The 13,735-nt window shown below is 61.3% G+C and carries 11 protein-coding genes; 7 read left to right on the top strand and 4 right to left on the bottom strand.

Features of this window, described 5'->3' with window-relative positions; genetic code table 11:
• Positions 1–247: 247 nt before the first annotated feature.
• Complete coding sequence (locus tag ABNP46_RS05325; protein ID WP_349921388.1) at positions 248–1,159, top strand: GGDEF domain-containing protein; 912 nt, start codon at positions 248–250, stop codon at positions 1,157–1,159.
• A 131-nt stretch (positions 1,160–1,290) separates the two neighbouring features.
• On the opposite strand, the gene tilS is transcribed toward ABNP46_RS05325, so the two are convergent.
• A complete protein-coding gene (gene tilS / locus ABNP46_RS05320) occupies positions 1,291–2,640 on the bottom strand; it encodes a tRNA lysidine(34) synthetase TilS (protein ID WP_349921387.1) in 1,350 nt (449 codons plus the stop codon).
• Between the two features lie 127 nt (positions 2,641–2,767).
• Between tilS and ABNP46_RS05315 the strand changes: the two genes are divergently transcribed.
• The 4 genes from ABNP46_RS05315 to ABNP46_RS05300 all read left to right on the top strand — a co-directional run bounded on the left by ABNP46_RS05315 (position 2,768) and on the right by ABNP46_RS05300 (position 8,022).
• Entirely contained in the window at positions 2,768–4,798 is a 2,031-nt protein-coding gene (locus ABNP46_RS05315; RefSeq protein ID WP_349921386.1) for a M13 family metallopeptidase, read from the top strand.
• Positions 4,799–4,873: 75 nt separating this feature from the next.
• Positions 4,874–5,311, top strand: coding sequence for a PliI family lysozyme inhibitor of I-type lysozyme (locus ABNP46_RS05310; protein WP_349921385.1), 438 nt, complete (start codon positions 4,874–4,876; stop codon positions 5,309–5,311).
• A gap of 379 nt (positions 5,312–5,690) precedes the next feature.
• The gene (locus ABNP46_RS05305) at positions 5,691–7,421 is read left to right on the top strand and encodes an ABC-F family ATP-binding cassette domain-containing protein (RefSeq protein ID WP_349921384.1); all 1,731 of its coding nucleotides are present in this window, start codon (positions 5,691–5,693) and stop codon (positions 7,419–7,421) included.
• Positions 7,422–7,479: 58 nt separating this feature from the next.
• Positions 7,480–8,022 carry a GNAT family N-acetyltransferase gene (locus ABNP46_RS05300; protein WP_349921383.1) on the top strand — a complete coding sequence of 181 codons (543 nt, stop codon included), beginning with the start codon at positions 7,480–7,482 and terminating at the stop codon, positions 8,020–8,022.
• Between the two features lie 45 nt (positions 8,023–8,067).
• On the opposite strand, the gene yjeH is transcribed toward ABNP46_RS05300, so the two are convergent.
• Positions 8,068–9,345, bottom strand: a complete 1,278-nt coding sequence (gene yjeH, locus ABNP46_RS05295) for an L-methionine/branched-chain amino acid transporter (protein ID WP_349921382.1) — start codon at positions 9,343–9,345, stop codon at positions 8,068–8,070.
• A gap of 87 nt (positions 9,346–9,432) precedes the next feature.
• On the bottom strand, positions 9,433–9,858 hold the full coding sequence (locus tag ABNP46_RS05290) for a substrate binding domain-containing protein (RefSeq protein WP_349922388.1): 426 nt from the start codon (positions 9,856–9,858) through the stop codon (positions 9,433–9,435).
• A 385-nt stretch (positions 9,859–10,243) separates the two neighbouring features.
• Between ABNP46_RS05290 and ABNP46_RS05285 the strand changes: the two genes are divergently transcribed.
• Entirely contained in the window at positions 10,244–10,909 is a 666-nt protein-coding gene (locus ABNP46_RS05285; RefSeq protein ID WP_349921381.1) for a hypothetical protein, read from the top strand.
• A gap of 100 nt (positions 10,910–11,009) precedes the next feature.
• Here the strand turns inward: ABNP46_RS05285 and ABNP46_RS05280 are convergent, their stop codons facing one another.
• Positions 11,010–12,305, bottom strand: coding sequence for an HAAAP family serine/threonine permease (locus tag ABNP46_RS05280; protein WP_349921380.1), 1,296 nt, complete (start codon positions 12,303–12,305; stop codon positions 11,010–11,012).
• A 496-nt stretch (positions 12,306–12,801) separates the two neighbouring features.
• Here ABNP46_RS05280 and ABNP46_RS05275 point away from each other — a divergent pair, with 496 nt between their 5' ends.
• Positions 12,802–13,707, top strand: a complete 906-nt coding sequence (locus tag ABNP46_RS05275) for a LysR family transcriptional regulator (protein WP_349921379.1) — start codon at positions 12,802–12,804, stop codon at positions 13,705–13,707.
• Positions 13,708–13,735: the final 28 nt, after the last annotated feature.

Here is a 13,735-nt window from a genome sequence, read left to right as displayed (position 1 = left end):
CCCACACCAAGGCAGCACAACACGCTGCCTCTTGACGCCGGACACCCGGCCTGGAGACGGACAATCCTCTTGTCCCCAGCCGGGATCCTGGCGGCCAGCGCCTTTCTCCAAGGATCCCGCCGCCAGCCGGGCGACATCCATCCTCCGTTTTTACTCCCCTTGTGTTTCGTTAAGCCTAGCCAGCCGACTTTTTCCCATCGGATATATTTTCGGCACAGGGATTGCTAGAAAAGGGCATGCAAATAGGATGTTCAAGGGTTGCAGCGTGGAAAACACATCGTCATTGAATGGCTTCGGACAGGGTGTCGAGCAGTGGGTACAGCGGTTGGAGCGGCTTCAACCGCCCTCTGTCATGGACAACCATCAGCTGATCGACCTGCTGCTGGCGCAACGGGATCTTGACGCCCTGCTGACAGTTTTTGCCGAGCGGGCGGCAACCCTTGTCCCCATCCACAGTCTGCATGTCGATTGCGGCCAGTCTCGCGCCCTCATCTCCCATCCTCCGCGGGCTGGCCAGACGCTGCACAGCTATCGCTTCGAGCTGCGCGGCCAGCACGAGCAACGCCTCTGCCTGCTGCAATACGAGCTGGAACACCCCATCAGCGGGGAGCAGCAACGTCAGCTGCGTCAGTGTCACCAACTGCTCTCCCTCCCCTTGCCCCTCTATCTGCGTCTCGACGCACTGGAGCAGCAGGTACGCCTCGATCACCTGACCGGGCTTGGCAACCGCTCCTATTTCGACGAGGTGATAGGTCGGGCGGTGGAGCAGCACTGCCGCGAGCCCCACGGCCTGGTGCTGGTGCTGCTGGATCTCGATCGCTTCAAGTTGATCAACGACACCTGGGGTCATCCGGTGGGGGATCTGGTGCTGAGCCGCTTCGCCCAACTGCTGCAAGGCTGCATTCGCAGCACGGATCAGGCGTTTCGCCTCGGGGGGGACGAATTCGCCCTCTTGCTGCAGCCTGCCGATCCCGAAGCCTGGCGCCCGGTCTGGCTGCGTTTGCAGCACGTGCTGCACAGTCACAAGGAGCTCAGCGCCTTCACGGTAGGATGCAGTCTGGGGGCAGCCAGCTGGCACTCGGGGCTGGATGTGCAGAGCCTGTATGAGGCGGCGGATGCTCACCTCTATGCCCGCAAGAAGGCGGGTATCACCGACTGATCAGCTTGACGCGAGTGCCTTCCTCCGCGTCCGCAAGAAGGCAGGAATAAGCCACAACAGCCTCGTCAGTATCGAGGGAGGATGCCGACGGTCAGCCCGCCCGCTGTCTATCTGAAAACCTCCCCAAGCCCCTATGCATTGTCGGGCAGGATCCTGGCTTGCCAATGCCAGACAAGGCCCCCATCGGTCGCCAGAAAACCGTCGCAGACGAAGAGATCCCCCAGCGCAGCCACCTGCTCACCGTAGTAGAGGATGGGAATACGCCCCCGTTGCCAGGAGGGCACCCCATACTCCTGCAACAGCTTCTTCAAACGCCGACTGCCCCCGCGTCCCACGGGCTTGAGCATGCTGCCCGCCGCCACCTGGAAGCGCACCGACAACGGCTCGTCCGCTCGCGGTGCTCGCAGTCTCTCTCCCTCAGCGTCACTGGCAGCCTGAGGTCGCAGGCTGCAGAGTCCCAGCCCATCCGGCAATGACAGCGTCTCCCCCACCGTCAAGGGGAGCGTCTCGTGGCGAGGGGCCAGTTCGGGCCTGACCAGATGGAGGACGCCCTGGTAACGGCGACACTCCAGCCCTTTCAACGAGAGGCGCGGGTTGGCATCCTCCCGCGCCAGCGCCACCTCCAGCCAGAGCAGGGCGAGCAGATCCCGCGCCGGCATCTCTCCCCCCTGGCGGCGGATCCAGTAACGCAGCAGGTTATTGCGCCTGGCCTGGGACAACCCCAGCAGCGGCGCGATGCGCAGTCCCTCTCCCTCTGCCGCCAGTTGCCAGTCCGCCTGCGCCAGTTCGTCGACGAGCGCCTCCTGCTCGGCGCAGATGGCCATGCTGCGCACCGCCGTCTGGGCCATGGCGGGCCAACGCGCCTTGAGTTGGGGGATCAGTTGCTGGCGCAGGAAGTTGCGATCGTACTCCGTGTCCTGATTGCTCTCATCCTCCACCCAGCCATACGGCAGGGTGGCGGCACACTCCGCCAACTCGGCCCGGCTCACGTCCAGCAGGGGACGCAGCAACAGGCCACCCGCAAAGGGCTGGCTCGGCACCATGCCCGCCAAGCCTCGCAGGCCGGCACCGCGTTTGAGGGCCAGCAGCAGGGTCTCCAGCTGATCGTCCTGATGATGGGCGCTGAGCAACCACCCCCCCTCCTCCAGTCGGGCGGCGAGACGGGCGTAGCGCGCCGTACGGGCCTGGGCCTCCAGGCTCTCGCCGTTGCCCCTGACCAGTTGCACCCGCTCGACCATGAGGGGGACCGCCAGTTGCTGACACACCCCCTCACAATGGGTGACCCAGTCGTCCGCATGGGGGCTCAGGCCGTGATGGACGTGCAGGGCCCGCACCGGCAGCCCCCGCTCCCTAGCATAGCGCACAGCCAGCACCAGCAGCACGGTGGAGTCGAGCCCGCCGCTGAAGGCCACCAGCAAGCCGCTGGAACCTTCGGGCGCGGGCAGAGTCTGACAAAAGCGAGAATAGATACGAGAAATCATTGGCTTCCCCAAAATGGTCGGGCCGATCTTAGCAGAGTCGGACTTATCAAGCGCTAACCCGGCTGCTAGAGTGAGATTCCTCCCGATCTGGGCAGGGAAGCTGAATAACCCGAATTGGAATCAAACAATGAACAATAAGAAAAGCATATTGGCCGGCCTCATCGGACTGGCCCTGCTGGCAGGCTGCAGTCAGGCACCGGACGTCAGCAACAAGCACTCCGGCCTCGCGCTGGCCAACATGGATACCTCGGTCAAACCCGGTGACGACTTCTTCCGCTACGTGAACGGTCACTGGCTCGGCACCGCCAAGATCCCCGACGACAGGCCCGCCGACGGCGCCTTCTACATGCTCCGGGACAAGTCCCTCGCCGATGTGCGGGTGCTGGTGGAAGGGCTGGATGCCAAGGCGACTGCGGGCTCTGAGGCCCAGCAGATCCGCGATCTCTACCACAGCTATCTGGACCAGCAGACCCGGAATGCCAAAGGCACGACGCCCCTGCTACCCCTGCTTGCCGACATCGACCGGATCGGCGACCAGCAGGCGCTGGCTCGCGCCTTCGCCCAGAGCGGCCGCAGCGGCGGCGGTGCTCCCTTCGGCTTCTGGATAGACGCCGATGCCAAGGCGCCGGACAGCTACGCCGTCTATCTCTATCAGTCCGGCCTCAGCCTGCCGGACCGGGACTACTACCTCAAGACGGATGCCGCGAGCCAGGCGCTGCTCAAAAAATACGAGCAACACATCGCCGGCATGCTCGGCCGCTTCGGCGAGCCGGACGCCGCCGCCAAGGCCAAGCGGGTGCTGGCTCTCGAGACCCGGATAGCCAGGATCCAGTGGGACAACGTAGCCCTGCGGGACAGGGAGAAGAACTACAACAAGGAACCGGTGAGCGAACTGGGGCGCCTCGCCCCCAGCATCCCCTGGGATGCCTACCTCGGTGAAGCCGGCCTCGCGGGTCAGCAGAGCCTGGTCATCGGCCAGCCAAGCTATCTCAGTGCCCTCGACGGCCTGATGCGCCAGACCCCGCTGGCGGACTGGCAGACTTACCTCAAGTGGCACCTCATCACCGATTACGCCCCCTACCTCGACAGCCAGACCGATGCCCAGAACTTCGCCTTCTTCGGCACGACCTTAAGCGGGACACCCAAGCAGCGCGCGCCCTGGGAGCGGGCCCTCGGGGTGCTGGATGATCACCTGGGCGAGGCGGTGGGCAAGCTCTATGTGGAGCACTACTTCCCGCCCGCGGCCAAGGAACGCATGGAGCAGCTGGTGGAGAACCTGCGCACCGCCTACGGCCAGAGCATCGAGGAACTGGACTGGATGTCGCCAGCCACCAAGGCTCAAGCCAAGGAGAAGCTCGCCAAGTTCAGACCCAAGATCGGCTACCCGGACAAGTGGAAGGATTACAGCGCCATCGCCATCCGTGCCGACGATCTGGTGGGCAACCTGCAACGGGCCCGCGCCTTCGAATACGCCGACAACCTGGCGCGCCTCGGCAAGCCGATGGACAGAAACGAGTGGCACATGTCACCCCAGACGGTGAACGCCTACTACAACCCGAGCAACAACGAGATCGTGTTCCCGGCCGCCATACTGCAACCTCCCTTCTTCGACATGCAGGCGGATGATGCGGTGAACTACGGTGCCATCGGCGGCGTCATCGGCCACGAGATGGGCCACGGCTTCGACGATCAGGGGGCGAAATCCGACGGTGACGGCGTGATGCGCGACTGGTGGACCCCCCATGATCTCAAGGAGTTCCGCTTCCGCACCAGCCGACTGGTGGCCCAGTACAACCGCTTCGAACCCATCAAGGGGCAGTACGTCAACGGCCAGTTCACCCTGGGGGAGAACATCGGCGATCTCGGCGGCCTCACCATCGCCCACAAGGCCTATCTGCTCTCCCTGAATGGCAAGGAGGCTCCGGTACTGGACGGCTTCACCGGGGAACAGCGATTCTTCCTCGGCTGGGCCCAGGTGTGGAAGGGCATGTATAGACCCGAGCTGATGCAGATGCTGCTCGCCTCGGATCCCCACTCCCCGCCCGAATACCGGGTCAACGGGGTAGTGCCGAACATTCCCGCCTTCTACGAGGCATTCAACATCCAACCCGGTGACAAGCTCTATCTGGACCCGGCCAAACGGGTCAAGATCTGGTAATCAGGGCCACGACACGGCAGGGGCTTGTCCCCTGCCACTGACACAGCAACACAAGCAGCAACAAGGGTCACATCCATGAAAGCCTTACTCATTACTCTCGGACTGCTCACCCTGCCCCTGACCAGCCAGGCGGCAGAGGGATTCTTCCAGCAACTGACGCTGCCTGCGGGTCAGGTGCTCATCGTCAACGAGGGGCGCGGCGAACCCGCCTCCACCGGCAGCTATGACGTGCGCCTCTACTCAGGCGCCAACCCCGAATTCCCCCTTGATCAGTTCATCGACGGCAAGGTGCTGCCGCGCGATGGCAGCATCAAGGAGCTGAAACTATTGGATCTCAACGGCGACAAGCAGCCCGAGCTCATCGTCATCGTGGAGAGTGCCGGGACAGGCGGCTATATCAGCGCCGATGCCTTCACCATCAACCCGCAACAGGGGCTCGACAGCTTCAACCATGTCAACGAGCTGGCTCCCACCGATGATGTCATCCAGGCCCTCAAGACACCCCGCGACTGATCCCGCACCTCAGTTTTCAGACGCCCCGCACCACGGGGCGTTTTTGTTGTGGCGCCATTTTATGCGCGCAGCATCCCCGTGATGCTGTCACTGCGTCTCTCTCCTCCCGATAGACGGTTATTTTTTCTGCGCTTATAATCGCTCCACCCAGCCATAACGAAACACAAGGAGGTAAAAAATGGTTATCCAAGCGTGTCCGATGTTCTCGGCTCGCCTGTTCGGCACATTCGAGTGCTCTTGCCTGCATTCCATCGCGCTGCGATAGCGGGTTCGAGCAAAGCCGACTCCTTCCTACACGAGACCTTTCTCGACTCTGCCGTTGTCGCCAGCGCTCCTGATGACAGGGATCTTCGATCCCGTGATTTAAGAGAGCAAGAGCATGACAACCCTGATGAGTACCCACTCCCTGCAGATGAGCGCAGGGCACCTGCCGTTATTTGACAGCCTAGAACTCAGCATCCGCAGCGGTGACAGGCTGGGCCTGATCGGCGCCAACGGTTGCGGCAAGAGCACCCTGCTGGCTCTGCTGGCCGGCACGCGTTCCCCCCAGGCCGGCCGGATCGTGCAGGCCAGCGCCTGCCGCTGTGAGTTCGTGGCGCAGCAACTACCCGCCGGGCTTGCGACCCTCAGCACCCGCGCCGTGCTGTTTGATGCGCTGGCCAACGATCCCGCCGCCGAATGGCAGGTGGGCAAGATGCTGACCGACCTGCAACTGGATGAACAGGCGGCGCTGCCGGTCAGTGCGCTGAGCGGCGGCCAGCACAGCCGGCTGCAGATAGGCCGGGCCCTGCTGCGCCAGCCCAATCTGCTGCTGCTCGATGAACCCAGCAATCATCTGGATCTCCCCTCTCTGCTCTGGCTGGAGCAGTTTCTGCTGGGCTGGCGCGGCGCCTTCGTGCTGGTCTCCCACGACGGTCGCCTGCTGGACAGGGTCACCAGCGAGACCCTGATCCTGCGGGACGGTGCGATCCATCGCTTCGCCCTCCCCTGCAGCCGGGCCAGGGCGGCCCTGGCCGCCGAGGATGAGCAGGCCCGTTTGCGCCGGGCCGATGAGCAAAAAGAGATCGACCGCCTGAGCGCCAGCAGCAAGCGCCTCGCCATCTGGGGGCGCGAGCATGACAACGAGAAGCTGGTGCGCCAGGCCAAGTCCATGGAAAAACGCATCGCCCGCCTGCAGGAAGAGCAGAGCCGGGTGGCCGCGCTGGCCCCCTGGCAACTCGAGCTGCGCGGGCTGAGCCTGCCCGCCGATACCCTGCTGCGGCTGGAGGCGCTCGATGTCGCCCCGGCCCCCGGCTTGCCACCGCTATTGCGGGCTGAGGAGCTCAGACTGCGCGCCGGTGACAGGGTCGCCCTGCTCGGCGCCAACGGCACCGGCAAATCTTCCCTGCTGCGCCAATGCTGGGCCGATCTCGCCTCTCAGCGCCCGCAGACAGGCTGGTACTGCCATCCCGATGCCAGCATCGCCTATTACGATCAGTCCCTGCAGCAGCTGGACGGGGACGCCACCCTGAGTGACGCCCTCTACCCCCTGGCCCCCCTGCCGGAGGTGACGCTGCGCCACGCGCTGATCCGGGCGGGCTTCCCCTATGTCAGGCACGGCCAGAAGGTGGCCACCCTGAGCGGGGGTGAGCGGGCACGGCTGTTGTTTCTCGCCCTGTCGCTCGGCAGCCACCACATGCTCTGGCTTGACGAGCCCACCAATCACCTGGATCTGGCAGGCAAGGAGGAGCTGGCAGAGGCCATTGCCGCCTTCCCGGGGGGCGTGCTGCTGGTCTCCCACGATCGGGAGCTCATCGAACGCAGCTGCAACCGCTTCTGGCTCATCAAGGAGGGACGGATTGTGGAGGCCCACAGCGCCGAGCGGGCCTATGCCGAGCTGCTCGGCGATGAGCCGCCCGTCCCGGGGGCAGACCCTGTGACCGCGAGTCCGGCCCGGCAGCAAGCCAACGCCGATGACGAGGAGACGCAACTGGCGCGCTGGTACGAGCTGGAAGCCCTGCTCTCCGCCGATCTGGCCCGCAAGCCCAGGCACCAGACTCCGCGCCTGCAGCAGAGCTGGCGTGACGAGCTGGCAAGGCTGGCCGGCCTGCTGGGGCTCTCCGGGACATGAACCCGGTTCTTATCCACCCCTTCAGCGGCCAGCCAAGGCTGGCCGCAAGGAACATCCCATGACTGTACCAGCAGGGCCTGAGGTCAGGCTCGATCCCGTCGCCGATGCCGATCTGCCCCACATCTATCGCGGCCTGTCGGATCCCGGGGTCATCAAGTATTACGGCGTCAGCTATGACAGCCTGGCGGCCTGTCAGGCCCAGATGGCCTGGTACGCCGACCTGATCCGCACCGGAAGCGGCGCCTGGCACCTCATTCGCTGCCGACGCACGGGGGAACCGCTGGGAGCCATCGGCTACAACGGCGTCGACCCGGAGCACAAACGGGCCGAGCTCGGTTACTGGCTCTACCCCGAGCATTGGGGCAAGGGAGTGATGAGCGCGGCGCTCGGGCTATGGCTCCCCCTCGTCTATGGCACCACGGACCTCCATCGGCTGCTGGCGGTGGTGGAGGAGCCGAACAGCCGCTCCGCCCGCCTGCTCGAGCGGGCCGGCTTTCGCTACGAGGGCACGGCGCGCGAATGCGAGCGCAAGGGGGATGGCTTCATCTCCCTGCACCACTACGCCCTCTTGCGCAGCGATCTCACCCCGTCCGCCGACTAGCAAAAAGCCCCGCACGTGCGGGGCTTTTCTCATTCAGAGGCAGACTTATTTGATGGCGCAGGGATCACCACCGGAGACGCGACGACGATGGCGGCGCCACAGGGAGAAGCCGCCATAGAGAGCACTCAGCAGCACCGCATAGAGCACCTCGGAGGCCAGTGCCACCAGCACCAGGGCGCAGAGCAGCACGCTCAGCCCCGCCAGCCCCTTGCCCGTGCCGCCAAGCAGGCGCCAGCCCGCCGCCATGCAGAGCAGGTAGACCAGCACGAAGTTGCCGTTGGCGTAGCGGATCAGGGCATCCAGCGGCAGTTGGAGCCAGAGGATCAGGGTAATGGAGACGAGGCAGATGGCGAGCACCCAGCACAGGGCGTTCAGAGGCGCCCCCCGGGCGGACAGTTTGGAGAGGGAGGCGGGCAGCTTGCCCTCTCGTGCCATGCTCCAGATGAGACGTGCAAAACCCTGCAGGTAGATGTTGATGCTGGCGAAGCAGGAGAGGTAGCCGAGTATGGCCACCAGCCACTTGGCGGTGGGCCCGAACAAGAGCGAGAGCAGGGCCGGGATGGCGGTGGCATTTTTCGCCTCGTCTCCGTACAGGCCGTATTTGAGCACCACCAGGGAGTGGATCCAGTAGATGAGCCCAGCCAGCAGCACGCCGCCGAGCAGGGCGATGGGATAGTCCCGCTCCGGCCGCTTGAACTCCTCCCCCATGTGGGCGAAGGCCTCGAGCCCCACGAAGCACCAGAACATCACCGCCAGCGCCGTGCCCATGGCGGGCCATTCGCTCGCCGCTGGCAGCGGCTGGGCCGCGTCACGCCAGCTGATCTCCCCCTTGACGCCGATGAGCAGGGTCAGCCCCAGTATGGCCAAAGCGATCAGCAGTTGCAGATTGCCGGAGGAGCGCGCCCCCCGCAGGCCGAGCAGGAAGACCCCGAGCAGGGTCAGCAGCTGGATGGCCCAGAGGGTCCACTCCCCCAATTCGAACAAGGAGTGCCAGAAGCCGGCGGCTATGGTGAGGGCGGCGGGCAGACCCACCGGCAGCACCGCCAGGAACAGGAAGGCGGAGAAGCGCTCGGCGCCGTTGCCAAAGGCCAGCCCGATGAGGTGGGGGGCGCCCCCCGCATGGGGGTAACGGCGCCCGAGGCGGGCGAAGGTGAAGGCGATGGGCAGCACCAGCACGATGAGCAGCCCCCAGGCCCAGAGCGACGCCCCCCCCGCCAGCGAGGCGGCAGTCGCCGGCACCACGAAGATCCCGGTGCCCAGCAGTGAGGTAGCGAGCAGCCCCATTCCCTGCCAGAGCCCGAGATCCTTTTTCAACCCAGACATATCCTTTTGTCCCGACTAGAAAAACATCCCGCCATGTTAGGCCTCCCTCGCCCCTTTGTTAAGCACGATGCAAGAATATACAGCGCTTTATTTAGGCACTGAGTCCGGTTGTAGCGCCTCGACCAGAAAATCCCCCAGCAGGGTGATCTTGAGCACCTGGCGGCGCGCCGCCGGGTAGATGAAATGGAGGGTCTTGTCCGGAATGCGATAAGTGTCGAGCAGGGGCAGCAGACGCCCTGAGGCGATATGGCCTTGCACCTGATCGGCAGGCTGCAAGCTGATGCCAGCCCCTGCCAGCACTGCCGTCAGCAGCGCTGGCCAGTGGTTGATGCGAAGGCGCGAGGCCACCCGCCCCTCCTCGCTCTGGCCATTCTCGCCAACAAATTGCCAGCGCTCGTGCTCGCCCCAGTTGCCATGCAGACACTGGTGGTGGGCGAGATCGGCCGGATGACGAGGCACGCCGTGGCGATTTAGGTAGTCGGGCGCCGCGCAGAGGCGGTAGTGCTGGGTCAGAAGCGGGTAGCAGGGTGCGGATAGTGGAGAACATCGACAACAAATAAGCTTAATGCTGTTATGCCACTGCCAGCAACGATCACTCGGCTGGCATTCGTACTTTAACCTTTTTTCTGGCGCTATGAATTCTCTTTTAGACTCAAGACATCACCCATAAGTTCGTTATTTATTGATCCCGCATAAACTTCTTATTTGCTTGACTTTCTATTTTAAACAACAGAATCTAACATACTCAAACGGCTACCTCCATTTAATGGAAATAAAGATTGTGTATAAACGAAATAGTTCTCCAATCGGATACTGAGCATAATAAATAAATTCGGCATATCGACTAACTAATTTCTATAAATTTTAAAACAATACTATATTTAATAAGGGCAAAAACATGAACTCAACTAAGCATTTAGAATATCTTGTTAATTTATACCTTAAACAAGACTACACATTATATAAACCTCAAAATGAGTTTGGTGAAGAAATTACTCAAAAAATAACGTTCATAAGCAGGGCTGATTTCCAACACCATTACTTAAACTTCTATCGCACACTACCCTCCCTAGAGCAGGTAATAATATATAGCTGCCGTGCAAAATTCAAAATTTTTTATGATGGACACGAATATGAATTAAAGCATAGCCATCAGGCTGAGTTTATCGAGCTTGGTGGCGTTAAACATGGTGTTGATAACGGCACGCTGCAACTAATGATAGACAATATTATGCCTAAGCAAAGGGAGTTAACTTGTGCTAACTCTTTTGATGACGTTTATAATGTAATAAAAGAAAACAAGGTTATTAAATTTGGTGAGCTAGCTATTTATGATACTGCTATTCGTATATCCGCATATTTAGGGTTCTCCCCTAGCATGATTTATTTACATGCAGGAACACGTATCGGCGCAATAAATCTAGAAGAAAAAGGACTTTTAAAAAAAGGAGCATCAAGTCAAGAAAAACTTCCGGTATCAGAGTTTCCAAAACCAATTCAAAAATTAGAACCTACACAGATTGAAAATTTTTTATGCTCATTTAAAAAAGCTTTGAAAAAATAAAATGAAAACCGTTATTAAACAAGGCTGGATAGTATTATAAGAATAAAAAAAGCCGCCTCTTGCGAGGCGGCTTCTTCATTCAAGCGGGTAACCCGTGTTATCAGGCAATCAGCTTGTAGATGATGCCGGACATGGCGATGAGGCCGATCAGGGTGACGAAACCGTTGCTGAGGTTGCCGGCGTATTTACGCATGGCGGGCACCTTGGCGATGGCGTACATCGGCATCAGGAACAGCAGCATGGCGATGATGGGGCCGCCCAGGTCTTCGATCATGCCGAGGATGCTCGGGTTGATGGTGGCGATGGCCCAGGTGGTCAGGATCATGAAGACCGCGGTGACCTTGTTCAGTTGCTTGACGTCGACATTCTTGCCCTTCTCGCGAAGGGACTTGGCCATCAGGCCGTTCATGCCCTCTTGTGCCCCCAGGTAGTGACCCAGGAAGGACTTGCTGATGGCGACCATGGCGATGAGCGGTGCCACGGTAGCGATCACCGGGTTGTCGAAGTGGTTGGCCAGGTAGGAGAGGATGGAGATGTTCTGCTCCTTGGCCGCCGCCAGATCCGCCGGGGAGAGGCTCAGCACGCAGCTGAACACGAAGAACATTACGGTCATGACCATCATGACGTGGGCGCCCAGCAGGATGTTGCTGCACTTCTTCTCGGCCCCTTCACCGTAGCGACCTTTGTTGTCCACCGCGAAGGAGGAGATGATCGGCGAGTGGTTGAAGGAGAACACCATCACCGGAATGGCCAGCCACAGGGTCTTGATGAAGTCACCGTTGAAGGCGTCGGACAGGGCCGGCGCTTCGGTGATGATGGCACCGTTCCAGTGGGGAACCAAGTAGAGTGCCAGGCCCATCAGGGTGACCACGAAGGGGAACACCAGCACGCTCATCGCCTTGACGATCACCTGGCCGCCGAGGCGCACGATCGCCATCAGGCCCAGGATCAGCACCAGGGAGAGAATGGCACGGGGGGGCGCCGTCATGCCCAGCTGGTGCACCATCAGGCTCTCCACCGTGTTGGTGATGGCCACGGAGTACATCAGCAGGATCGGGTAGATGGCGAAGAAGTAGAGCAGGGTGATGAACTTGCCCGCGGTCTTGCCAAAGTGCTCTTCCACCACCTCGGTGATGTCGCCATCACGGGTGGAGCCGGACAGCACGAAGCGGGTCAGGCCACGGTGGGCGAAGAAGGTGAGCGGCAGGGCCAGGATCAGCATGGCCACCAGCGGCCACAGGCCACCGACACCGGCGTTGATCGGCAGGAAGAGCACACCGGCACCGATGGCGGTACCGTACAGGCCCAGCATCCAGACCACATCGGCCTTGTTGATGCCACGGGAAGAGGCAGGACGGGTTATGTTGCCTTCTACTGCAATGTTCATGTCAGACATAGGGATATTCCTGTCATCAAGGAAAGGGGATCTCGTTGTTTATTGGCCACCTGGCCGGTTCCGCATCCCTGGAACTGCTGCTGTTCGTCCCTGCATGACTGCTTCACACCGCGGCACCCTGTCATCACCTCCCGTGACAACCGGATTGCAACATCTTGCGGCATGACATGCTGGCGTTGAGTACTGCACCCGCTTCGCATAACAAACTGGAAACAAGCACCTCATCCGATGAGCTGACTCTAAATAAACACCCCTATTAATCACAGCGTTTTTTTGAATTAATCAACCAAAGTTTGATTGTCGTCGCCTTCTGGACGCGCCAGCTCACATTTCGAATGCCAAACTGTCAGTATTTTTTAACAATTCAAATTTGTTTCAATGGATTCCAATACTTAGTGACCGCAACAACTGCATTACATTCGCCGTTTTGGCGACCGATTGTGCCCGCCGCCCCCTTGGCGTACCCTTGTTGCTCGCCCTTTTTTCACCGAGCCATATGACTATTACCCGCTCCGATCTCGCCGAACTGGCGGTGTTTGCCGCCGTCGCCCGCCATCGCAGTTTCAGCAAGGCCGCCCTCGAACTCGGGGTCTCCGCCTCGGCGATCAGCCACAGTCTGAAGGGATTGGAGCACCGTCTGGGGACCCGGCTGCTCAATCGCAGCACCCGGGCCGTGGTACCGACCGATGCGGGGGAACGGCTGCTGGGGCAGTTGCTGCCCACGCTGGGCAGGCTGGAGGAGGCACTTTGCGAACTCACCCGCCACAGTGACGAGCCCATCGGCCATCTGAAGATCTGCGGGCCCAAGGCCGCCATTCAGGAGCTGCTCGCCCCCGTGCTCATCGACTATCTGGTGCGCTACCCGCGCATGCGGGTGGAAGTCGTGGAGATGGAGCTGATGCCCCGTCTCATCGAGGATGGCTATGACGCCGCCCTCTTCTATGGGGACTTGCTGCCAAAAGAGATGGTGGCCGTGCCGCTGGGAGCCCAGCATCGCTACCTGGTGGTGGGCTCCCCAGCCTATCTGGCGGCCCGCGGCATTCCCCGCCATCCGAGCGAGCTGAGCCAGCACGACTGCATCGGCTATCGCCTCACTCCTCACCACCACTATCGCTGGGCCTTCGCCGCCGATGACAAGTTGCTGGAGATAGAGGTGAGCGGGCCCCTGACCACCAGCACCCCGGCGCTCTATCTGGGGGCGGCCGAGGCGGGGCTGGGGCTGGCCTACTGTCTGGAGGAGGAGGTGAGCGAGGCGCTGGCCGACGGGAGGCTGCAGAGCGTGCTGGACGACTGGAGCCCGAGTTTTGCCGGATTCAACCTCTTCTATCCCAGCCGGCATCAGCTGGGCAGCGGGCTGCGAGCCCTGATCGACATGTTGAAGGCGTACCACAGGCTTCGCTGATTGATGAATAAAACTCATCAATTCATCA

Origin of the sequence: Aeromonas veronii (genome assembly GCF_040215105.1) — a bacterium.
Taxonomy (GTDB): Bacteria; Pseudomonadota; Gammaproteobacteria; order Enterobacterales; family Aeromonadaceae; genus Aeromonas; species Aeromonas veronii_G.
This window is presented reverse-complemented; position numbering and strand designations above follow the sequence as displayed.

Coding starts and splice junctions, on each gene's coding strand:
- ABNP46_RS05325 (WP_349921388.1), top strand. CDS start 248: ATGTTCAAGGGTTGCAGCGTGGAAAACACATCGTCATTGAATGGCTTC.
- tilS (WP_349921387.1), bottom strand. CDS start 2,640: ATGATTTCTCGTATCTATTCTCGCTTTTGTCAGACTCTGCCCGCGCCC.
- ABNP46_RS05315 (WP_349921386.1), top strand. CDS start 2,768: ATGAACAATAAGAAAAGCATATTGGCCGGCCTCATCGGACTGGCCCTG.
- ABNP46_RS05310 (WP_349921385.1), top strand. CDS start 4,874: ATGAAAGCCTTACTCATTACTCTCGGACTGCTCACCCTGCCCCTGACC.
- ABNP46_RS05305 (WP_349921384.1), top strand. CDS start 5,691: ATGACAACCCTGATGAGTACCCACTCCCTGCAGATGAGCGCAGGGCAC.
- ABNP46_RS05300 (WP_349921383.1), top strand. CDS start 7,480: ATGACTGTACCAGCAGGGCCTGAGGTCAGGCTCGATCCCGTCGCCGAT.
- yjeH (WP_349921382.1), bottom strand. CDS start 9,345: ATGTCTGGGTTGAAAAAGGATCTCGGGCTCTGGCAGGGAATGGGGCTG.
- ABNP46_RS05285 (WP_349921381.1), top strand. CDS start 10,244: ATGAACTCAACTAAGCATTTAGAATATCTTGTTAATTTATACCTTAAA.
- ABNP46_RS05280 (WP_349921380.1), bottom strand. CDS start 12,305: ATGTCTGACATGAACATTGCAGTAGAAGGCAACATAACCCGTCCTGCC.
- ABNP46_RS05275 (WP_349921379.1), top strand. CDS start 12,802: ATGACTATTACCCGCTCCGATCTCGCCGAACTGGCGGTGTTTGCCGCC.